This window comes from Sphingobium sp. TKS, assembly GCF_001563265.1.
Lineage (GTDB): Bacteria > Pseudomonadota > Alphaproteobacteria > Sphingomonadales > Sphingomonadaceae > Sphingobium.
In genome coordinates, this window is sequence record NZ_CP005083.1 from 1,742,671 (window position 1) to 1,763,269 (window position 20,599).

The 20,599-nt window shown below is 64.0% G+C and carries 18 protein-coding genes, 1 pseudogene and 1 riboswitch; of the genes and pseudogenes, 12 read left to right on the forward strand and 7 right to left on the reverse strand.

The window, feature by feature from the left end; genetic code table 11:
- Positions 1 to 264: 264 nt before the first annotated feature.
- The 7 genes from fabD to K426_RS08820 all read left to right on the forward strand — a co-directional run bounded on the left by fabD (position 265) and on the right by K426_RS08820 (position 6,848).
- Positions 265 to 1,200: an ACP S-malonyltransferase gene (fabD, locus tag K426_RS08790; protein WP_066561564.1), complete on the forward strand. Its 936-nt coding sequence runs from the start codon at positions 265 to 267 to the stop codon at positions 1,198 to 1,200.
- Entirely contained in the window at positions 1,197 to 2,003 is an 807-nt protein-coding gene (locus K426_RS08795; RefSeq protein WP_066556023.1) for a crotonase/enoyl-CoA hydratase family protein, read from the forward strand. Before fabD ends, K426_RS08795 begins: the two co-directional genes overlap by 4 nt.
- 1 nt (position 2,004) lies before the next feature.
- On the forward strand, positions 2,005 to 2,745 hold the full coding sequence (fabG, locus tag K426_RS08800) for a 3-oxoacyl-[acyl-carrier-protein] reductase (RefSeq protein WP_066556025.1): 741 nt from the start codon (positions 2,005 to 2,007) through the stop codon (positions 2,743 to 2,745).
- 215 nt (positions 2,746 to 2,960) lie between these two features.
- Positions 2,961 to 3,194, forward strand: a complete 234-nt coding sequence (locus tag K426_RS08805; RefSeq protein WP_007689016.1) for an acyl carrier protein — start codon at positions 2,961 to 2,963, stop codon at positions 3,192 to 3,194.
- A 194-nt stretch (positions 3,195 to 3,388) separates the two neighbouring features.
- Entirely contained in the window at positions 3,389 to 4,648 is a 1,260-nt protein-coding gene (fabF, locus tag K426_RS08810; protein ID WP_066556027.1) for a beta-ketoacyl-ACP synthase II, read from the forward strand.
- A 10-nt stretch (positions 4,649 to 4,658) separates the two neighbouring features.
- Positions 4,659 to 5,630 (forward strand): endolytic transglycosylase MltG, encoded by a 972-nt coding sequence (gene mltG / locus K426_RS08815; protein WP_066556029.1) that lies wholly within the window; start codon positions 4,659 to 4,661, stop codon positions 5,628 to 5,630.
- A 141-nt stretch (positions 5,631 to 5,771) separates the two neighbouring features.
- A riboswitch (SAM-I-IV-variant riboswitch) is annotated at positions 5,772 to 5,878 on the forward strand.
- Positions 5,879 to 5,921: 43 nt separating this feature from the next.
- Positions 5,922 to 6,848, forward strand: a complete 927-nt coding sequence (locus K426_RS08820) for a homoserine O-succinyltransferase (protein WP_066556031.1) — start codon at positions 5,922 to 5,924, stop codon at positions 6,846 to 6,848.
- On the opposite strand, the gene K426_RS08825 is transcribed toward K426_RS08820, so the two are convergent.
- Entirely contained in the window at positions 6,845 to 7,264 is a 420-nt protein-coding gene (locus K426_RS08825) for a sugar transporter (RefSeq protein WP_066556033.1), read from the reverse strand. The two genes, K426_RS08820 and K426_RS08825, sit on opposite strands and share 4 nt — an antisense overlap.
- Before the next feature lie 103 nt (positions 7,265 to 7,367).
- On the opposite strand from K426_RS08825, the gene K426_RS08830 reads away from it, so the two are divergent.
- Positions 7,368 to 7,871 (forward strand): 2'-5' RNA ligase family protein, encoded by a 504-nt coding sequence (locus K426_RS08830; protein ID WP_237230046.1) that lies wholly within the window; start codon positions 7,368 to 7,370, stop codon positions 7,869 to 7,871.
- Between the two features lie 12 nt (positions 7,872 to 7,883).
- Here the strand turns inward: K426_RS08830 and K426_RS08835 are convergent, their stop codons facing one another.
- Together K426_RS08835 and htpG are read right to left on the reverse strand one after the other, a co-directional pair.
- Positions 7,884 to 9,110, reverse strand: a complete 1,227-nt coding sequence (locus K426_RS08835; protein ID WP_066556034.1) for an NAD(P)/FAD-dependent oxidoreductase — start codon at positions 9,108 to 9,110, stop codon at positions 7,884 to 7,886.
- 128 nt (positions 9,111 to 9,238) lie between these two features.
- A complete protein-coding gene (gene htpG, locus K426_RS08840; protein WP_066556036.1) occupies positions 9,239 to 11,122 on the reverse strand; it encodes a molecular chaperone HtpG in 1,884 nt (627 codons plus the stop codon).
- Positions 11,123 to 11,231: 109 nt separating this feature from the next.
- On the opposite strand from htpG, the pseudogene K426_RS32495 reads away from it, so the two are divergent.
- Both K426_RS32495 and K426_RS08845 read left to right on the forward strand, forming a co-directional pair.
- Positions 11,232 to 11,318, forward strand: a pseudogene (locus K426_RS32495) (four-helix bundle copper-binding protein); the annotation flags it as partial.
- A 51-nt stretch (positions 11,319 to 11,369) separates the two neighbouring features.
- Positions 11,370 to 12,023: a protein-L-isoaspartate(D-aspartate) O-methyltransferase gene (locus K426_RS08845; RefSeq protein ID WP_169576147.1), complete on the forward strand. Its 654-nt coding sequence runs from the start codon at positions 11,370 to 11,372 to the stop codon at positions 12,021 to 12,023.
- Between the two features lie 40 nt (positions 12,024 to 12,063).
- On the opposite strand, the gene chrA is transcribed toward K426_RS08845, so the two are convergent.
- Together chrA and K426_RS08855 are read right to left on the reverse strand one after the other, a co-directional pair.
- On the reverse strand, positions 12,064 to 13,455 hold the full coding sequence (gene chrA, locus K426_RS08850; protein WP_066556041.1) for a chromate efflux transporter: 1,392 nt from the start codon (positions 13,453 to 13,455) through the stop codon (positions 12,064 to 12,066).
- Positions 13,452 to 14,402, reverse strand: a complete 951-nt coding sequence (locus K426_RS08855) for a chromate resistance protein ChrB domain-containing protein (RefSeq protein WP_066556044.1) — start codon at positions 14,400 to 14,402, stop codon at positions 13,452 to 13,454. The genes chrA and K426_RS08855 overlap by 4 nt, the downstream gene beginning before the upstream one ends.
- 46 nt (positions 14,403 to 14,448) lie before the next feature.
- On the opposite strand from K426_RS08855, the gene K426_RS08860 reads away from it, so the two are divergent.
- Complete coding sequence (locus K426_RS08860; protein ID WP_066556045.1) at positions 14,449 to 15,792, forward strand: alginate export family protein; 1,344 nt, start codon at positions 14,449 to 14,451, stop codon at positions 15,790 to 15,792.
- Here the strand turns inward: K426_RS08860 and K426_RS08865 are convergent.
- Together K426_RS08865 and K426_RS08870 are read right to left on the reverse strand one after the other, a co-directional pair.
- Positions 15,789 to 17,033: an MgtC/SapB family protein gene (locus tag K426_RS08865; protein WP_066556047.1), complete on the reverse strand. Its 1,245-nt coding sequence runs from the start codon at positions 17,031 to 17,033 to the stop codon at positions 15,789 to 15,791. The two genes, K426_RS08860 and K426_RS08865, sit on opposite strands and share 4 nt — an antisense overlap.
- A gap of 3 nt (positions 17,034 to 17,036) precedes the next feature.
- The gene (locus K426_RS08870; protein ID WP_066556049.1) at positions 17,037 to 18,038 is read right to left on the reverse strand and encodes a zinc-dependent alcohol dehydrogenase family protein; all 1,002 of its coding nucleotides are present in this window, start codon (positions 18,036 to 18,038) and stop codon (positions 17,037 to 17,039) included.
- A 92-nt stretch (positions 18,039 to 18,130) separates the two neighbouring features.
- Between K426_RS08870 and K426_RS08875 the strand changes: the two genes are divergently transcribed.
- A complete protein-coding gene (locus tag K426_RS08875; protein ID WP_082748482.1) occupies positions 18,131 to 20,356 on the forward strand; it encodes a copper-transporting P-type ATPase in 2,226 nt (741 codons plus the stop codon).
- The last annotated feature ends 243 nt before the right edge of the window (positions 20,357 to 20,599 follow it).

A 20,599-nucleotide genomic window follows, 5' to 3' on the forward strand; every position in this document is an offset into this window, starting at 1 on the left:
GGTTTACGCGCATATGTGCTTGTGCTGAACGGAGGTTGGCGAGACCGGCTTCATCGATCGGCGCGGGCCGAGAGCGCCAGTGCCGTTCCAGCGATCCATGCAATGCGATATCGCACCTTTTCCTTATACTCCGTCATCGTTAAAGGCGGTCCTCCGATGAGGACTGCCGAAATGGGCCGGGGGCTCAACGGCATTTGTGTCTCAAAGGTGTAACGGCTTTGAAAAATTGCGCTTTTGCTGGGCGCGCATGTCAGAAGGTGGATGATGAGGGCATTTCTTTTTCCGGGGCAGGGCAGCCAGTCGGTCGGCATGGGCAAGGCGCTGGCCGAAGCGAGCCCGGCGGCGAAGGAGCTGTTTCAGGAGGTCGATGACGCCCTGAAACAGCATTTGTTCCGCATCATGGTGGAGGGGCCGGAAAGCGACCTGACGCTGACGGAAAATGCGCAGCCCGCGATCATGGCCAATGCGCTGGCGACGCTGCGAGTGATGCAGAAGGAAGGCGGCTTTTCGCTGGCCGAGAAGGGCGATTTCGTCGCCGGGCATTCGCTGGGCGAATATAGCGCCCTCTGTGCGGCGGAGGCTTTCGACATCGGCACAACGGCGAAGCTGCTCAAGCTGCGCGGACGGGCGATGCAGGCTGCCGTGCCGGTGGGCGAAGGCGCGATGGCGGCTCTGCTGGGCGCGGATATCGAGAAGGCTTTGAGGCTGGCCGAGGCGGCTGCCCAGGGCGAGGTCTGCACCGTCGCCAACGACAATGACCCGACCCAGGTGGTGATTTCCGGCCATCGCGGCGCGATCGAGCGGGCGGTGGCGCTGGTCAAGGATCATGGCATCAAGCGGGGCGTGCTGCTGCCGGTGTCGGCTCCCTTCCACTGTCCGCTGATGCAGCCCGCCGCCGAGGCGATGGAGGAGGCTTTGGGCAAGGCGGCGATCAACACGCCGCTGCTGCCGGTCTATGCCAATGTGCTGGCAAGCGCGATCGCCGATCCCGAAGAAATCAAGCTGCGGCTGGTGGAGCAGGTGACGGGCCGGGTGCGCTGGCGCGAATCCGTCGCGGCCATGTGGGACGCGGGCGTGACCGAGTTCGTCGAGCTGGGCGGCAAGGTGCTGGGGCCGATGGTCAAGCGGATCGCGCCCGACGCGACCGTGCGCAGCATCGTGACGATGGATGATATCGAGGCCGCCCTGGGGGCGATGTGAGCGGCGCTCCTGTTCTGACCAGCCGTGACGGGGCCGTGTTGACGGTCACGCTCAACATGCCGGACCGGCGCAATCCGATCTCCGATCCGGCGATGGTCGATGCTCTGTGCGCCGTGTTCGAGGAGGCTGAGCGCGACCTGTCGGTGCATGTGGCTATCCTGACCGGGTCTGGAAGCGCCTTTTCTTCCGGCGGGGATTTGAACGCGATGCGGCCCGATGCGGGTGGTTTGCGGGCAGGTTTGCCTGCGCAGACGCGGCGCAACTATCGGGCGGGAATCCAGCGTCTGCCGCTGCTGTTTCAGGGGATCGAACTGCCGGTGATCGCGGCGGTCAACGGGCCTGCCATCGGCGCGGGCTGCGATCTGACGCTGATGTGCGATGTCAGGATTGCGGCACAATCGGCTAAATTTGCTGAATCTTTTGTGAAGCTGGGGATTGTTTCCGGCGACGGCGGGGCTTGGTTGCTGCCGCGGATCGTGGGTTTTTCCAAGGCGACCGAACTGGCGCTGACCGGCGAGACGATCGATGCGGCGGAGGCGCTGCGGATCGGGCTGGTGGGGCAGGTGGTGCCGGACGCCGACCTTCTGACCGCAGCGCGCAAGTTGGCGGACAAGATCGCCGCCAATCCGCCGCATGCGACGCGGATGACCAAGCGGCTGTTGCGCGCGGCGCAGACGGCGGAATTGAACCAGATCATGGAAATGGCGGGCGCGATGCAGGCGCTGGCCCATGCGACGGCGGATCATGATGAGGCGATCGACGCCTTTTTCGAGCGCCGGACGCCGAATTTCAAGGGAGACTGACATGTTCGATCTGACAGGCATGACCGCGCTGGTGACGGGCGCTTCGGGGGGCATCGGTTCCGCCATCGCAAAAGCCCTCGCCGCGCAGGGTGCCACGCTCGCCCTTTCGGGGAGCAATGAGGAGAAGCTCAAGGCCTTTGCGGCGGAACTGGGCGGGAATCACAAGATTCTGGTCTGCAACCTCAGCGATCCGGCGGCGGTGGACGCGCTGGTGCCGCAGGCGGTCGAAGCGCTGGGCGGCAAGCTCGACATTCTGGTCAACAATGCCGGCATCACCCGCGATAACCTGATCCTGCGCATGAAGGATGAGGAATGGTCGAACGTGATCTCCGTCAATCTGGAGGCGGCGTTCCGGCTGGCCCGCGCTGCTGCGAAGCCGATGATGAAGGCGCGCTTCGGGCGGATCATCTCCATCACTTCGGTCGTGGGCGTCACCGGCAATCCCGGCCAGGCCAATTATGCCGCGTCCAAGGCGGGCATTATCGGCATGTCGAAATCGCTGGGCCAGGAACTGGCGAGCCGCGGAATCACGGTGAACTGCGTTGCGCCGGGCTTCATTCGTTCGGCCATGACCGACGCGTTGAATGACGCGCAGAAGGGCGCGATCCTGACCAGGATTCCGGCGGGTGATCTGGGCGCGGGCGAGGATATCGGCGCGGCGGTCGTGTATCTTGCGAGCAAGGAAGCGGGCTATGTGACCGGCCAGACGCTGCACGTAAATGGCGGCATGGCGATGATCTGAACCGGTCGGGCGCGACGGGTTATTCCCTTGCGCCCGAAAAATTTTGGGCATTTGCAAAGCGGCCGCCTTGTGCCATCGGGGCGAATGAGTCGAATGCAGGCGGGGGCGTGCTTCCCGATTGCCTCTTGCCTCTTGCCTCTTATGGGGCTTGCCTCTAGGGCATGCCTTAACAAATATTCAGAACCATCAACGATACCCAGTAAGAAGGACCACTCATGAGTGAGACCGCGGATCGCGTAAAGAAAATCGTCGTCGAGCATCTGGGCGTCGAAGCCGAAAAGGTGACCGAGGATGCGAGCTTCATTGACGATCTGGGCGCTGACAGCCTGGACATCGTTGAGCTGGTGATGGCGTTCGAGGAAGAATTCGGCGTCGAAATCCCTGACGATGCGGCGGAGAAGATCGCCACCGTCAAGGACGCCATCGATTATATCGACAGCAAGCAGTAAGAGCGTCGGGCGGCCTGCCTTTTTGGGGTTTGGCCGCCGCGTTTGAAGGAATTGGCTCCTCCTGTCCGGCAAAAACCGGGTCTTGGGGAGCCTTTTCGTATCTGGTTCCCGTTCATGTTTTGGCTGTTCACAGGGGCACTTCGAATGGCTAGATGGACGGCGTTGAGCCAAAGAGAATTTTTCGGAGCAAGCATATGCGTCGTGTTGTCGTAACCGGCCTTGGCATGGTCAGCCCGCTCGGCGGGGATGTGGAAACGACCTGGAAGAACATCATCGCGTCCAAATCCGGCGCGGCGACGATCGCGCGCTTTGACGCCAGTGAATATAAGTGCCGCATCGCCTGCGAAGTGAAGCCGGCGGATCATGAATATGGCTATGATGCCGGGCTGGATGTCGATCACAAGATCCAGCGGCAGGTCGACCCGTTCATCGTCTACGGCATTTCCGCCGCCAGCCAGGCGCTGCGCGACGCGGGCCTCGACAATATGAGCGAGGAGGAGCGTCTGCGCGCCGGTTGCTCGATCGGTTCGGGCATTGGCGGCTTGCCGGGCATCGAGAGCGAATCGCTGGTGCTGGCGAACAAGGGGCCGGGCCGCGTGTCGCCGCACTTCGTCCATGGGCGGCTGATCAACCTGATCTCGGGTCAGGTCTCGATCAAATATGGGCTGATGGGGCCGAACCATGCGGTCGTGACGGCTTGCTCGACGGGCGCACATTCCATCGGGGACGCCGCGCGGATGATTGCGATGGACGATGCCGACGTGATGCTGGCCGGCGGTGCGGAAAGCGCGATCTGTCCGATCGGCATTGCCGGTTTCGCGCAGGCTCGGGCGCTGTCGACGGCTTTCAACGACGCGCCGGAAAAGGCTTCGAGGCCCTATGACGTCAACCGTGACGGCTTCGTCATGGGCGAAGGCGCGGGTGTGGTTGTGCTGGAAGAATATGAGCGGGCCAAGGCGCGTGGTGCCAAGATCTATGCCGAAGTCATCGGCTACGGTCTGTCGGGCGACGCCTATCACGTCACTGCTCCCCATCCGGAGGGCAATGGCGGCTATCGCTCGATGCAGATGGCGCTCAAGAAGTCGGGGCTTTCGCTGGCGGATATCGACTATGTGAACGCGCATGGCACCTCGACCCCGCTGGGCGACGAGCTGGAACTGGGCGCGGTGAAGCGGCTGTTCGGTGAACATCTGTCGACCATGTCGATGAGTTCGACCAAGTCGGCCATCGGCCACTTGCTGGGCGGCGCGGGCGCGGTGGAGAGCATCTTCTGCATCCTGGCGATGCGCGACCAGATCGTGCCGCCGACGCTGAACCTCGATGAGCCGAGCGAAAGCTGCAAGGGCGTGGACCTGGTTCCGCACGTCGCCAAGGAGCGCAAGGTGCGCGCGGTGCTGAACAACTCGTTCGGCTTCGGTGGCACCAACGCTTCGCTGATCATGAAGGCGGTCTGAGACACGACGCATGCGGCGGCTTGGCTCTGGCATATTGCTGATCGGCCTGGCCGTCGCGGCTTTCGTTGCATTCCGCTTCGTCTATGGATGGACAGAGGCGGGACCGGCGACGAGGGATATAGAGATCGTGGTGCCCGAAGGCGCGACGATTGCGGATGCGGCGGTACTGCTCAAGCAGAAGGGCGCGGTGCGCTCCGCCGACGCTTTCCTGACCCGCGCCAAGGTTTTCGGGCGCGGCAAGTCGATCAAGGCGGGCGAGTTCCTGATCCCCAAGGGCGCCAGCAACAGCGATATCTTCGGCATTCTCCAGGGCGGCAAGACGCTGACCCGGCTCGTGGCCATACCGGAGGGGATGCCCTCGATCCTGGTCTATGAGCGGTTGAAGGCGAATGAGGAGTTGACCGGCGATATCCCGGTGCCGGCGGAGGGAAGCGTGCTGCCCGACAGCTATGCCTTCGACAAGGGCGAGAGCCGGGCGGCGGTGCTGGGGCGCATGCAGGGCGCCATGGACAAGGCGCTCACGAAGCTGTGGGCGGAGCGGGCGCCCAATAGCGTCGCCAAGACGCCCAAGCAGGCCATCATATTGGCCAGCATCGTCGAGAAAGAAACCGGCGTGCCGTCCGAGCGGCCGATGGTGGCGGGGGTCTATGGCAACAGGCTGAAGGTCGGCATGATGCTGCAGGCGGACCCGACGATCATCTACCCGATCACCAAGGGCAAGCCGCTGGGACGCAGGATCAAGAAGTCGGAGATCGCGGCTGTCAACGATTATAATACCTATGCGATGACCGGGCTGCCCAAGGGGCCGATCGCCAATCCCGGGCGGTTGTCGATATTGGCGGTCTTGCATCCCGCGGAGACGAAGGCGCTCTACTTCGTCGCGGATGGCAAGGGCGGGCATATCTTTGCCGATACGCTGCAAGAACATAATGAGAATGTGCGGAAATGGTTTGAAATCCGGCGGGCTCGGGGAGAGCTTTAGCCTGCACAGGTCTATAGGTTGTTTGGGTGGAAGGTGGACGTCATTTCCGTCAAACGTCCGCTTCTGGTCATTAGCAGGCGAAGTTTTCCTTTTCTTCCGTAAAGCAGCGATTGCCAAACGCCACTTACCCGCCTATCCAGCCATCAGCATCAAGAGTTGGGGCGACGCCCAACGCCAACCTGCCGATCCGGGCAAGGTGGCACTCCGTAAAGGAGGATGTGGCCGATCCGGCAACCAAGCGGACCCAAGCCACATCGTTAAGCGTCGCTCCGAAGCAAGGAATGACGTGACGTGCCGATCAAGATAGCCGACGATCTTCCCGCCCGCCGCACGCTGGAGGCCGAAGGCGTCGTTGTCATGCGCGAGGCCGATGCGGTGCGGCAGGACATCCGGCCTCTTCGGATCGCCTTGCTCAACCTCATGCCCAACAAGATCAGCACGGAAACCCAGCTCGCCCGGCTGCTGGGGGCGACGCCGCTGCAGGTGGAACTGACGCTGGTGCGGATCAGCGACCATGTTTCGCGCAACACCTCCGCCGATCATATGGCGTCCTTCTATCGCCCATGGAGCGATGTACGGGATGAACGGTTCGACGGCTTCATCATCACCGGCGCGCCGGTGGAAACGCTGCCGTTCGAAGAGGTCAGCTATTGGGATGAATTGCGTGCCATTTTCGACTGGACGCAGACCCATGTGCATCGTTCCTTGAGCATCTGCTGGGCGGCGCAGGCAGCGCTGCATCATTTCCACGGCGTGGAAAAGCATGCGCTGGAGCGCAAGGCCTTCGGCGTGTTCCGGCATCACAATCATCTGCCGTCGTCGCCCTGGATGCGTGGCTTTTCCGACGATTTCTGCGTGCCGGTGTCCCGCTGGTCGGAAGTGCGGCAGGAGGATATCCCCGACGGGCGCGGCTTGCAGATTCTGGCCGATAGCGCGGAATCGGGCCTTTGTTTGATCGGTGATCCGGGGCGCGGCTTCCTGCATATGTTCAACCATCTGGAATATGACAGGCTGACGCTGGCCGACGAATATGCGCGTGACGGGGCAAGGCAGTTGCCGGCCCATTATTTTCCTGGCGATGACCCGGCGCAGGCTCCGCTAAATCACTGGCGCAGCCATGCGCATCTGCTGTTCGGCAACTGGATCAACGAAATCTACCAGACCGCGCCCTTCGATCTGGGGGTGGTCGGACAGCAGCCGGCGCTGACCGCGGCTTAGCGGAGGATGCTCTTTGCAATCAGGCTGCGGGCATAGCGCCATTGGAAGATAGCGATGATCAGGATCACAACAGGGAAGATCGCCGCCGTAATGTCCTTCACCGCCAGTAGGTCGGTATGGATGAAGCTGTAGCCGAACTGCACGATCACCGCGACGATCGAGAGCAGGAACAAGGGCGCAGCGGCGGCCTTGCGGAGCAGCAGCAGGGTCGCGCCCAGCGTGCCTGCGCCGACAGCGACCGCATAGGTAGCCCAGGCCCAGACCGGCATGGCGGCGAAGATATTTGCCGTATAAGGATCGGTCTTCGCCAATTGGCCGAGGTCGGCGGTATATTGTATGATGAAGGCGGCGACCCCCATCAGGTTCCAGAGCAGCAATATGATCCCGATGGCCCGAAAGGATCGCGGTGCGGTCATGACTTTCCCCCTCTGTCGGCGGCCTGCCTACCGAGGCCGTGGGGGGATCATAGGGCTGGCGGGATTTTGCGAAAGGATATGCCGGGTTTTGGCAAATGAGGCTTTGGCGGCGCCGATCGTCGTGACGGCTTTGATGGGCGCGGCGGATTTCGGCTGGGCGGAAGGCTTGCGCCGCGCGCATTTTCCGGCCGAACGCAATCTGGTGCCGGCGCATATCACGCTGTTCCATCATCTACCCCCCTCCGCTCTGGGGGAAGTGGCGCGGCGTTTGAAGCGGCTCTGCGCAGGTCCGCCGCCCGGTGCGAGGCTGACCGAGGTGATGCTGCTGGGGCGGGGTGTCGCCTATCGGGTGGAAAGCCCGGACCTGATGGCGATGCGCCATGAACTGGGGGAAGCTTTTGCCGGATTGCTGGTGCCGCAGGATCAGGGGCGGCCGCGTCTCCACATCACGGTGCAGAACAAGGTCGAACCGGCGGAGGCAAAGAAACTGGCGACGGCGTTACGACGCGATTTCCGCCCGAGGCCGCTCGCGATCGCTGGCCTTGCGGCTTGGCATTATCGCGGCGGGCCTTGGGAATTGGCGGTGAAGGCCAGCTTTCGGGGCTGACCTTCATCTCGATCAGGCGAGGCCGACTTCCTTGAGCGGAACCGAGGCGTCCGCCAACTGCGCCTGATCCAGCACCGCGCCGGAAATGACATGGGCGCGGCCCTGCACATAATCCTTGACCGCATTGACGCAGTCGAGCGCGATCAGCTTGCCCCCCTTGAGATAGAGGACGGAGAAGCTGCGGGTCGCCGGATCGCCGCGCAGGATCGCCTGATCATGCCCGGTCGAAAGCCCCACGGTCTGGAGCTTCAGATCATATTGGTTCGACCAGAACCAGGGAACCGCATGATAGGCTTCTTCCTTGCCCATGATGTGGTTGACCGCCGTTTTCGCCTGGTCATTGGCGTTCTGCACCGACTCAAGCCGGATCTGCGCGCCCCGGGCGAAGCTGTTGGCATGGGCGGCGCAATCGCCCACCGCATAGATGTCGGGCAGGCTGGTGCGGCAATATTCGTCCACGTCCACGCCATTGCCGCCCGCCGCGCCCGCCGCGATCAACGGGCCGGTTTCGGGGATGATGCCGATGCCGACGATCACCATGTCGGTCTCGATCCGCTCGCCATCTTCCATCAGCACGGCAGTCGCCTGGCCATCGGTGACTTCGATGCAGTCCATCCGCGCGCCGGTGCGGAGATCAACGCCATGGGCGCGATGCTCGGCCTCGTAGAAGCGTGACAGTTCCTCGCCCGCCACGCGTGCCAGCACGCGGTCGAGCGCTTCGAGCAGCACGACCTTCTTGCCGAATTTCGACAGGACCGCCGCCGCCTCCAGGCCGATATAGCCGCCGCCGATCACGGTCACATGGCTGATCTGGTCGAGCTTCGCCATCATGGCGTCGACATCGTCGCGGCGGCGCACGGCATGGACGTTAGGCGCGTCGGCACCGGCGCAGCTCAGCATGCGTGGGGAACCGCCAGTGCACCAGATCAGCTTGCCATAGCTGATTTCCCGGTCGCCCGCGGTCACGAACTTGCCCACGGGATCGACGGCCTTCACCCGCAGGCCGAGCAGCATGTCGATCTTGCGCTCTTCCCAGAAGCTCGCGGGGCGGATCAGGATGCGATCGAAGCTCTTGTCGCCCGCGAAATATTCCTTGGACAGCGGCGGACGCTCATAAGGTGGATCCTTTTCATCGCCCACCATCGCGATCGAGCCCTCGAAACCAAGCTGGCGCAGCGAAATGCCCGCCTGTGCCCCGGCATGTCCCGCACCCACGATCAGAACGTCATAATAGCTCATCGACGCGCTATCCCCTCATTTTCCTGTTGCCGCGTGCTTGGCGCGCTTTCGCGAGGCTGGCAAGCGGATTGTCGTCCGATACTGTTATCATTGGGGCGGCGGCCGGGCGCGACCCGGCCGCCGGAGGCTTATCCGATTGCCCCGCCGATCATGCGAGCGAGGCGTGCGGAAAAGGCGCGCGGGTCGGTCGGAAGCTCGCCGTCCGCGATCCGGGCCTCATCCAGCAGCAGTTTCGCCGCGTCCTCGCGCAGGTCGCTGTCTTCGGCCAGCGTACCGAGCTTTGCGATCAACGCATGGCGCGGATTGATCTCCAGCACGGGCTTGGCCGCATTGTCGAGTCGTCCGGCGCCCGCCAGCAGCTTTTCGAGCTGGCGGTCCATCGTATTGTCGGGCGCGACCAGGCAGACAGCGCTTTCCGTCAGACGTTCCGATGCCCGGACGTCGGAGACTTCCTCGCCCAGTACCGTCTTCACATAGGCGATGAAGCCGTCGACCTCTGCCGATGCCTGCGTCGCGGGCGCTTCGCCGTCGGCCAGCGGGATCAGGCTGAGGTCGGCCAGACCCTGTGTCACCGACTTGAACGGCTTGCCCTGATAATCGACCCCGGCGGTGACCCAGAAGCTGTCGACCTGATCGGTGAGCAGCAGCACCTCGATCCCGCGCGCGCGGAAACCCTCAAGCTGGGGCGAGGAGGCGAGGCGGTCGAGATCGGTGCCGGTGGCGTAGTAGATCGCGGTCTGATTGTCCTTGATCGCCCCGACATAATCCTTGAGCGAGCGCCAATCCTCTCCGCCAGCGGTGGATTTGAAGCGGGCGAGGCCAAGCAGCGTCTCGCGCCGTGCGAAGTCCTCGAACAGGCCTTCCTTCAGGACCGCGCCGAAATTCTCCCAGAAGCTGCGATAGGCTTCCGCGTCCTTGTCCGCCAGCTTGTCCAGTTCGGACAGGATGCGGTTGGCCACGCCCTTCTGGATGGCGGCGAGCACCGGGCTTTCCTGGATCATCTCGCGGGAGACGTTGAGCGGCAGGTCGTTGCTGTCGACCAGCCCGCGCACGAAGCGCAGATAGCGCGGCAATATCTGCGCCTCATCGGTGATGAAGACGCGGCGGACATAGAGCTTCATCCGGCCTGCGCGATCCGGGTCGAACAGGTCGAAGGGGCGCATGGAGGGCAGGAAGGCGAGGACCGAATATTCGTGCAGCCCCTCGGCGCGGTAGTGGAGCGTCAGGGCGGGTTCATCGAACTGACCGGCGGCGCTGCGGTAGAAGTCGGTATATTCCTCCGCCGTGATGTCCGATTTCGGACGGGTCCAGAGCGCCGCGCCGTCCGCGATCTGCTTTTCCTCGGCGTTCGGCTTTTCCTTGAGGAAGATGGGGACGGGGACATGGCCGGATTGCGCGGTGATGATGCGCTGGGTGGTGAAATGCTCGGTATAATTGGCGGCGTCTTCCTTCAGATGGAGGACAATGCGGGTGCCACGAGCAGGAGCCTGCGCCAGCTCGACAAGCTGGATGGTGTAGCTGCCCATGCCGTCCGACGCCCAATGCGCGGCGGTGTCGGCACCGGCGCGGCGAGAGAAGACGTCGACACTGTCCGCGACCATGAAGGCGGAATAAAAGCCGACGCCGAATTGGCCAATGAGTTGCGCGCCTTCACCTTCCTTGGCTGCCGTGACGCGCTCCATGAAGGCGCGGGTGCCGGACCGTGCAATGGTGCCCAGCGCTTCGGCCAGTTCGACCTCGCTCATGCCGATGCCATTATCCTCGACGATGAGCTGGCGCGCTTCGGGGTCGAGCGTGACGGTGATGCGGGGTTGGCCGTCGTCGCCTGCGATCGCGGGATCACTCAGCAGTTCGTAGCGCAGCTTTTCGCAGGCGTCGGCCGCGTTCGAGATCAACTCGCGCAGGAAGACGTCCTTGTCCGAATAGACCGAGTGCACCATCATGTGCAGCAGCCGGGCGACATCGGCCTCGAAGGAACGGGTTTCGGGTGCGGTGCCGGTCGTGATGGTCATGGCGGTATCGAAATCTCTCCCTAATGGAATCCGGCCAGTGGAATCCGAACCGTCAGATGGCGGGAGCCGGGGCGGCTTTCAAGCCCTGATCCCCGTCTTCGTCTGCGGTATGCGGGCGGAGGAACGGTCGCCACCCCTTCATAAACATTGTAAGCTTTGCGCCGAAATGTGCCGCGAATGCGCGAATGGCTGCCGAAACGCGGCGCTGGCTGTGCATGAGGGGCCAACCGGTCGGAAAGGCAGTGCCATGACCGATTATCAGCAGTTGCGTGACAGGATGGTCGATCGCCAGATCGCCCGGCGCGGCATTCGCGATCCCCGCCTTCTCGCGGCCATGCGGGCCGTTCCGCGCGAACGCTTCGTGCGTGAAGGGCTGGAAGACTATGCCTATGAGGATTCCGCCCTGCCGATCGAAGAGGAGCAGAGCATTTCCCAACCCTATATCGTCGCCGCCATGCTGGAGGCGGCGGAGATCGGGCCGCAATCCCGCGTGCTGGAGGTCGGTGCGGGATCGGGCTATGCGGCTGCGCTGCTGGGCCAGCTTGCGGGCCGGGTCTTCGCGATCGAGCGGCATGAGGCGCTGGGCAGGCTGGCGGAAAGGCGGATGGCGGCGCTTGGCTATGCCAATGTCGAGATTCGCATAGGCGACGGCACGCGAGGATTGCCCGAGGAGGCGCCCTTCGACGCCATCCTGGTCGCCGCCGCCGCGCCCGTCGTGCCGCAGGCGCTGCGCCAGCAGTTGAAGATCGGGGGACATCTGATCATCCCGGTCGGCGCTTCCGGCGGGCAGAGGCTGTGCAAGGTGACGCGGGAAGGCGAGGACCGTTATGTCGAGCATGATCTGGGCGCGGTCATGTTCGTGCCGCTGATCGGTGAACAGGGCTGGCGGGAGGAGGAATAGCGCCTAGAGCCTGATCTTGCCCGCATCGGCGTCGATGGGGTCAGGCGATGAAGACATAGGCCGCGCCAAGGGCTGCGCATGCCCCCAGCACTGGCAGCACGCCGACCTTGAACCGGAACACCGCGATCATCGCGCCGATCGACAGCAGCAGGGCAGGAATATTGACGCTGGACAGCACTGGCAGGTCTACCCCCGCGATCCGCTGGACCTGCCCGAACAGGGTGTGGATGGCGAACCAGATGGCGAGATTGAGGATCACGCCGACGACGGCTGCGGTGATCGCTGTCAGCGCCGCCGAAAGCGCCGGATTGCCGCGCAGCCGCTCGATGAAGGGCGCGCCCGCGAAAATCCAGAGGAAGCAGGGGACGAACGTGACCCAGGTGGTAAGGATCGCGCCCAGGGTCGCGGCGATCAGCGGATGCAGCACCCCGGAATCACGGAAGGCGGCCAGGAATCCCACGAACTGCGTCACCATGATCAGCGGCCCCGGCGTCGTTTCCGCCATACCCAGGCCGTCGAGCATTTCGCCTGGCTTGAGCCAACCGAATGTGCCGACCGCCTCCTGCGCGACATAGGCCAGCACCGCATAGGCGCCGCCGAAGGTGACGACCGCCATCTGGCTGAAGAAGCTGGCGATATGGGTGAACACATTATCCGGTCCCAGGGTCAGGAACAGCGCCAGCACCGGCCCCAGCCAGAGGATCAGAAACACTGCCGAGATGCGCAACGACCAGCCCGGATGAGGGCGGGCATGGTCGGGCAATTGCTCGCCCAATGCGGTGTCGCGGTCATGGACGACATCGCCGCTCGCCGGGCCATGACCGCCGCCGCCCTGGAACGCCGCGATGCCGCTACGCCCGCCGATGAAGCCGCCCAGGCCCGCCGCCAGGATAATCAACGGGAAGGGCGCGCCAAGGAAGAAGATCGCCACGAAGGCTGCGGCGGCGATCCCGCGCATGACGTTGTTCTTCAGCGCCCGCGATCCGACCCGGACCACCGCCTGCATCACGATCGCCAGCACCGCCGCCTTCAGGCCGAAGAACAGTCCTTCGATGATCTGCACATGGCCCAGCAGGACATAGATATAGCTAAGGCCCAATATGGCGAGGAAGCCGGGCAGCACGAACAATATGCCCGCGATCAGCCCGCCCTTGGTCTTGTGCAGCAGCCAGCCGATATAGATGGCGAGTTGCTGCGCCTCCGGTCCCGGCAGCAGCATGCAATAGTTGAGCGCGTGGAGGAAACGTTCCTCACCGATCCAGCGCTTTTCCTCGACCAGCAGCCGGTGCATCACGGCGATCTGCCCCGCCGGGCCCCCGAAACTGAGCGCCGCGATCCGCGCCCAGACGCGCGTCGCTTCGCCCAGTGAAATGCCGTGATCGCCGTTGGACGGGGAGGCCGCAGGAGTGGTGGAAGATAGGCTGGCCGTCATCGGTCCGTCTTTCTGTTGCTGAAAAAGGCGTGAAACTGGTTCAGGGCGTCGCTCGCCATGGCGATGCGCTGGTTGTCGTCGTCGGTGGAGGCGCAGACGCCCGACAATATGGCGCTCAGGCCCGGCGTTTCGGGCCGCGCGAACTTGCCGTCGCCAATGTCGAGATCATGGATGATCTCCCCGATCGCGACCAGTGCGGGGTCGTCTTGCAGCCTCGCCCGCAGCAGCAATGTTTCGAAACTGCACCGATCGCCTTCATGGGTGAATTCGGCATCGGCCATGTCGAAGCGCAGTTCGCCCTCCGCCGGATCATGATAGCGGCTGTCGACGAATGTGAAGCGGGCGTCGGGATCGATGAAGCGGCGGATCAGCCAGGCGCAGGCGATGCGATCGACATGGACGCCGCTGCGCGTCACCCAGATCCGGTTCGTCAGATCATTCGCGCCGATCCCGTCCACAGGATCGGTGCGGCTGACGTCTGGATGCTGGTAACGCTGGCGGTCCAGTTCCGCGAGCGCGGCCTCCGCCTCCTGCCGTCCATGCGCGCCGAAGAAATCGAGCCGGCCGATGTCCTCAAGCCGCTTTTGCAACCGGGCGATGTCCGGTCCGCTGGCGGGGCCGGTTTCCAGCAGGCGGCGGGCGGCCAGCGCGATCTCGTCATAATCGGCATTGCGGGCGGTATCGAACAGGGCGCGGACGTCGCCGTCCGACTGGCCCGCCAGCAGATGCGCCTCGATCAATATCGCCTCGCCGCCATTGGTGGTGATCTCCGCCATGAGGTCACGGAAGGCCGCTGCTCCCTCTGCCGAATGGGGCAGGACGTGGACGGCGTTCTTCAGCGGCACCGCGCCGATGGCCTGCAGGCGCCGCCAGATCTTGACCCGCAAATAAGGTGGCTTCGCAGGAAGCTGGTGAAGCAAGGCAAGCCAGGGGGTGGCGTTCGACATGATGCATATGTATCAAGAATAAGGATTCGAAGAAATAGGAATATCAATGAAGCGGGCTTTCCCCTTTGCAATGATCGGCGCGACGGCGCTCTCTGGAGCCGCGCCTGCATCGGCACAGAATGACGGTCTTGCCCTCAGCGGCAGCGTGCGGTTGCGCTTTGAAGAGATTGAGGGGCAGCCACGCGCCGGGTTCGATCGCGACGACAGCCTGTTCAACGTCCGCACCCAGATTCTGGCTGAATATCGGTCGGGCGCGTTCAGGGTGGGAGCGGAACTGTTCGACAGCCGGGCCTATGGCGCTGATCCCGGCACGCCGATCTCGACCAATGAGGTCAATGCGATGGAACTGGTCCAGGCCTATGTCGCTGGCGACATAGCCGAGCCGCTGGGCAAAGGCAGCAAGCTCAGCCTGATGGCGGGGCGGTTTATGCTCAACCTTGGTTCACGCCGCCTCGTCGCGGCCGACGATTATCGCAACACGACCAACGGCTATACAGGCTTGCGCGCCGATCTGACCGCGCCGCAGGGGGTGAAGGCGGTTTTCATCTACACCCTGCCGCAGCAGCGGCGTCCGGACGACTCCGATGGCGTCCGTAACAAGCGGGTGAGGATCGATCATGAAGGCTTCGATCTGGTGCTGTGGGGCGGCATCGTCAGCAAGGCCAGGGCGATCGGTCCGGCCATGGCGGAACTGTCCTATTTCCATCTGGGGGAACGCGACGAACCGGGACGGCCGACGCGGGACCGTTCGCTCGATACCTTTGGCGGGCGGATCATCCGCGAACCGGAAACCGGCCGGTTCGACTATGAGGTCGAGGCTTTTTATCAAACCGGCCAGATCAGCGCATCGCTCGCGCCGTCGGCGGCACGGCAATCCGTCGGCGCGAGCTTTCTGCACGCCGATGCGGGATATAGTTTCGCAGGCTCCTGGAAACCGCGTCTCTCGGTCGAATTCGACCGGGCGAGCGGAGACAAAAGGGGAGGGCGCTATGGCCGGTTCGACACGCTGTTCGGCATGCGCCGGGCGGATTTGGCTCCCGCCGGCCTGTATAATGCCGTGGCGCGGACGAATATCATGACGCCGGGCATCAGACTGGAGGCGACACCGGATAAAAGGTGGGATTGGTTTGCGGCCTATCGCGCCCTGTGGCTGGCATCACGGACGGACGCCTTCTCGACGACCGGCGTGAGGGACGCCGCCGGGCGGTCGGGCCGTTTTGCCGGCCATCAGATGGAGGCGCGGCTGCGCTATTGGGTGGTTCCTTCGCGTCTGCGCTTCGAGTTCGACGGGCTGCTGCTCGCCAAGAGCCGGTTTCTGCGGGACGCGCCCAATGCGCCTGCAGGAAAATGGACGCGCTATACTTCGTTCAATTTGACCGCGAGCTTTTAGATTGCAGTCCAGCCCGCAAGGCTGATGGCAGCCGCCACCAGAGCGGCGAACAGCGGCATGGCGGCCCTGATGCCGCCGTGGCCCCAGCCGATGACCACAGTCATGACCGCCTTGGCGAGCGTGTTGGCGAGGACCGCGCTTCCTAAAATCAACCCGGCGGTGCGATTGTCGAGCAGGCCGGGCGGCAGGCCCGCCATGGTCATGACCGCCGCGTCGACGTCCGATATGCCGGTCAGCGTCAGGACGACCGCCATGCCCTGCTGCCCGAAATGCTCCAGCGCCCATCGCGCGGCGAGCGACAGTCCCGCCACGATGGCGGCCAGCATAAGCGCCGGTCCGAAGCCGAGCGGATTGGCGATCCCCATGCCGTCGCTTCCTTCGCCATGCCGCCGCCAGGCGATCAGGGCGAAGATAACGCCAACGAGTGTCGCGGGCGCCATCGTTAGCGCCAGTGTAGGGACGGCGCGGGGAATGAGGACGAGCGCCACCAACTGGACCCGCACGAACATGACGATAGAGGCCACCGCGATGCCAGCCGACAATAAGGTTCGCGCCGCCGGTTCATCGCGCAGCCGCCGCGCATAATCGGCTGTCACCGCGGTGGAGGAAACGATGGCGCCGGTCAGCGCCACCAGCAAAATCCCTCGCTCACGCCCGAAGCGTCGCGAAATGGCATAGCCCGCAAAGGACAGGCCCATCACGAACACGACCACCATCCAGATCTTTCGCGGATTCCAGGCGTCATAGGGACCGTAGGCTGCATCCGGCAGCAATGGCAGGATGATGAGGGCGACCAGCAGGAAGCGGGAGACGCTCTCTATCTCGCTCTCGTCCATGCCCCTCAGCATGGCGTGCATCGATTGCCGGGAGCTCAATATCGCAAAGGTCGCCGCGCCCATGGCCAGGCCAAGCGCGGGCGAGAGTCGCGTGGCGCAGAAACTCGCCCCGAAGGTTAAAAGGCCCGCGAGCGTGGTCGTCGCGGACAGATGGTCCGGATCGGCGCTGCGGGAATAGCCGACGGCCAGAATGACCGCGACTCCCGCGCCGAGGGTGGCCGCGACCATATCTGGCGCCAATCCTCCCATCCCTCCCAGCAGGCCGATCAGGCCGAAGGTTCGAAAACCGGCGACCCTGTGGCCTTTGCCCAGATCCCGCTGGGTCCAGCCGCGCTCAATCCCCACGAGCAGTCCGATCGCGATGGAGGCGATCATGGACAGATAGGGCTGGCCGATGTCGGGCATGCGTTATGCGACCTGTGGCGGCACGATCACCGCCGCGCCCTTCACCTTGCCTGTTCGCAGGCGGTGGAGCGCTTCACCCGCATCCTCCAGCCGGAATGTTTCCGTCACGGTGTGGAGTGCGATGTTGCTTGCCAGTTCGAAGAAAGAGGTGCCGTCCTCGCGGGTCAGATTGGCGACGGAGAGCAATATTCTCTCTTCCCACAAATCGGCGTAGGGGAAGGAGGGGATATCGCTCATATGGATGCCCGCGCACACGACCCTGCCGCCCTTGCGCGCGGCGCGTAATGCCAGCGGGACGAGATCGCCAACGGGGGCGAAGATCAACGCCGCGTCCAGCGGCTCCGGCGGGGTCTGCGATGAACCGCCCGCCCAGGCGCAGCCCAGCGACCGCGCAAAAGCCTGCCCCTCATCGTCGCCATCCTTGGTGAAGGCGTACACGGTGCGGCCTTGAGCCCGTGCGACCTGCGCCAGAATATGGGCCGCCGCCCCGAAGCCGTAGAGTCCGATCACAGGCGCTTCGCCCGCCAGCCGCAGAGCGCGCCAACCGATGAGACCGGCACAGAGCAGCGGCGCGGCTTCGACATCGGAAAACCGCTCAGGCAGGATGAAACAATAGCGCGCATCGGCAATCGCGTGGGTCGCATAGCCGCCATCGCGCGTCGCGCCGGTAAACAGTGGCGCGTCGCAGAGATTTTCGCGATCCGCCCGGCAATAGGCGCATTGGCCGCATGTATGTCCCAGCCAGGGAACGCCGACCCGTTGCCCGATGGCAAAGCCTTCCACGCCTTGCCCGATCGCAGCGACCCGGCCGACGATCTCATGCCCCGGTATGATCGGATAATGCGCGGGGATTTCGCCGTCCAGCACATGCAGATCGGTCCGGCAAACCCCGCAAGCGGCGACTTGGACAAGCAATTCCCCCGCGCCCGGCGCGGGCACGGCGCGCTCGATCTTCTCCAGCGGCTGGCCGGGGGCGCTGATCTGCATGGCGACCATCTGTTGCATCGAAAGCCTCCTGTTGCGCCGTCTTCATCATCCATAGATCATATCAGGGCCGGAGGACTCCGTATTTATCCTGATGGACGGGTGGGCGGAGCATGTCGACATTTTCGCCGGTCCATCCGTACCATCCTGCAAGGGCAAGGGAGCAGCATCTGATGTCCGGTATCGAATGGGATCGCAAGGAAGCCTTATCCCAAGCGGCTGCGGCGCCTGCGATCTGGACCTGTCCCATGCACCCGGAAATCCGGCAGGACCATCCCGGCGCCTGCCCGCTTTGCGGCATGGCGCTGGAGCCCGAAGTCGCCACCGCCCATGCCGGTCACAGCGCGGAGCTGGTCGACATGACGCGCCGCTTCCGGATCAGCCTCCTGCTTGCCATTCCGGTGTTTGTGCTCGAAATGGGCGGGCATCTTTTTCCGGCGCTCCATCACCTCGTTTCCGATCATGTCTCGATCTGGATTCAACTCCTGCTCGCGACCCCGGTCGTGCTGTGGGGCGGCTGGCCCTTTTTCGAAAGGGGCTGGCGGTCGCTCCAGACCCGCAACCTCAACATGTTCACGCTGATCGCCATGGGAACCGGGGTGGCATGGACCTACAGCATGGCGGCGGCGCTGGCGCCGGGCATTTTTCCGGCGGCTTTCCGGGAACATGGAAGCGTCGCGGTCTATTTCGAGGCGGCCGCCGTCATCACCGTGTTGGTGCTGCTGGGCCAGGTGCTTGAACTTGGGGCGCGGGAACGGACTTCGGGCGCGATCAAGGCGTTGCTCAACCTGGCGCCCAAGACCGCACGGCGCCTGCGCGACGACGGCAATGACGAGGAAATTCCGCTTGATCTGGTAGCGGTTGGCGACAAGCTGCGCGTTCGCCCGGGCGAGAAGGTGCCGGTCGACGCGGTGGTCGAGGACGGTCGCTCCGCCATTGATGAGTCGATGGTGACCGGCGAATCCATGCCCGTCACTAAGGCGGCCGGGGACCATGTGATCGGCGGCACGCTCAACCGGAGCGGTCAGCTCCTCGTCAGGGCGGAGAAAGTCGGCCATGACACTATGCTCGCCCGCATCGTCCGGATGGTGGCCGATGCTCAGCGCTCCCGTGCGCCGATCCAGCGCCTGGCCGATCAGGTCGCGGGCTGGTTCGTCCCCGCCGTGCTGCTGGTTGCGATCGCTGCCTTCGCTATCTGGGCGCTCTGGGGGCCAGAGCCGCGCTTCGCCCACGGCTTGATCGTGGCGGTGGCCGTGCTCATCATCGCATGCCCCTGCGCGCTTGGTCTTGCCACGCCCATGTCGATTATGGTCGGCGTCGGCCGTGGCGCAGGCCTCGGCGTGCTGATCAAGAATGCCGAGGCGCTGGAGCGGATGGAAAAGGTCGACATGCTGGTCGTCGACAAGACCGGCACGCTCACGGAGGGCAAGCCGTCGCTCACCGGCATCGTTACGGCTCCGGGCTTTGAGGAAAATGCTCTGCTTCGGCTCGCTGCCGGGGTCGAGCGCGTTTCCGAGCATCCCCTGGCGCTCGCCATCGTGGCGGCGGCAGAGGCGAGGGGTCTGGCGCTGCCGCAGGTCAGCGAATTCGATTCCCCCACCGGCAAGGGCGCGATCGGAACGGTGGAAGGCAAGCGCATCCTGCTTGGCAATGCCCGTTTCCTCGAAGAATATGGCATTTCGGCCGATCCGCTGGGCGAGCAAGCCGATGCCCTGCGCCGCGATGGCGCCACCGCCATTTTCATCGGCATCGACGGCATGGTCGCAGGCGTCTTCGCCATTGCCGATGCGATCAAGCAGACCACGCCCGAGGCGCTCGCCGCGCTGCGCAGGAAGGGCATCACGGTCGTCATGCTCACCGGCGACAATCGCACGACGGCGCAGGCGGTTGCGCGGCGCCTGGGGATCGATCAGGTGGAGGCGGAGGTTCTGCCCGATCAGAAGAGCGCCGTTGTCGCCCGCCTCAAGAGCGAAGGCCATGTGGTGGCGATGGCGGGCGACGGGGTCAACGACGCCCCGGCGCTGGCCGCCGCCGATGTCGGCATAGCCATGGGTTCGGGCACCGATGTCGCGATCGAAAGCGCCGGAGTGACGCTGCTCCAGGGCGACCTCACCGGCATAGCGCGGGCGCGGGCGCTGAGCGAAGCGACCATGTCCAACATCCGGCAGAATCTGTTCTTCGCCTTCGTCTACAATGCAGCCGGTGTGCCGATTGCGGCCGGTTTGCTCTATCCCTTTTTCGGAATCCTGCTCTCGCCGGTCATCGCGGCCGCCGCGATGGCCTTGTCCTCGGTCAGCGTGGTCGGCAATGCGCTGCGTTTGAATAGGGCAAGGATTTAGAAGGGCTTGGGCGAAGTTTCTCTTGGCATGCCGGGCGTAAGGCGGACGGTCTCGATCAGAAAATTCGTTGCGGATTGAGAATTACTCGTTTGTCCTTGGCGGATTTCCACCATCATTTCGTTTCACAAGAAAACTGAGAAAACCGGCTGGGCGTATGATGCGCCCGGCTTCCCTGTTCTTTGGAGAGATGCCGCGCTGCGTGCCACGGCCCGCCGTGCGCCTGAACGGCCTATAACTGCCCGA

Bases quoted from the DNA above. Each gene is read 5' to 3' on its own strand.
- chrA (WP_066556041.1), bottom strand. From the start codon at position 13,455: ATGACGGCCAGCCTATCTTCCACCACTCCTGCGGCCTCCCCGTCCAAC.
- K426_RS08825 (WP_066556033.1), bottom strand. From the start codon at position 7,264: ATGACCGCACCGCGATCCTTTCGGGCCATCGGGATCATATTGCTGCTC.
- K426_RS08855 (WP_066556044.1), bottom strand. From the start codon at position 14,402: ATGTCGAACGCCACCCCCTGGCTTGCCTTGCTTCACCAGCTTCCTGCG.
- K426_RS08835 (WP_066556034.1), bottom strand. From the start codon at position 9,110: ATGAGCTATTATGACGTTCTGATCGTGGGTGCGGGACATGCCGGGGCA.
- K426_RS08845 (WP_169576147.1), top strand. From the start codon at position 11,370: ATGACCGATTATCAGCAGTTGCGTGACAGGATGGTCGATCGCCAGATC.
- mltG (WP_066556029.1), top strand. From the start codon at position 4,659: ATGCGGCGGCTTGGCTCTGGCATATTGCTGATCGGCCTGGCCGTCGCG.
- K426_RS08860 (WP_066556045.1), top strand. From the start codon at position 14,449: ATGAAGCGGGCTTTCCCCTTTGCAATGATCGGCGCGACGGCGCTCTCT.
- fabD (WP_066561564.1), top strand. From the start codon at position 265: ATGAGGGCATTTCTTTTTCCGGGGCAGGGCAGCCAGTCGGTCGGCATG.
- K426_RS08865 (WP_066556047.1), bottom strand. From the start codon at position 17,033: ATGCCCGACATCGGCCAGCCCTATCTGTCCATGATCGCCTCCATCGCG.
- htpG (WP_066556036.1), bottom strand. From the start codon at position 11,122: ATGACCATCACGACCGGCACCGCACCCGAAACCCGTTCCTTCGAGGCC.
- fabF (WP_066556027.1), top strand. From the start codon at position 3,389: ATGCGTCGTGTTGTCGTAACCGGCCTTGGCATGGTCAGCCCGCTCGGC.
- K426_RS08805 (WP_007689016.1), top strand. From the start codon at position 2,961: ATGAGTGAGACCGCGGATCGCGTAAAGAAAATCGTCGTCGAGCATCTG.
- K426_RS08875 (WP_082748482.1), top strand. From the start codon at position 18,131: ATGTCGACATTTTCGCCGGTCCATCCGTACCATCCTGCAAGGGCAAGG.
- fabG (WP_066556025.1), top strand. From the start codon at position 2,005: ATGTTCGATCTGACAGGCATGACCGCGCTGGTGACGGGCGCTTCGGGG.
- K426_RS08870 (WP_066556049.1), bottom strand. From the start codon at position 18,038: ATGCAACAGATGGTCGCCATGCAGATCAGCGCCCCCGGCCAGCCGCTG.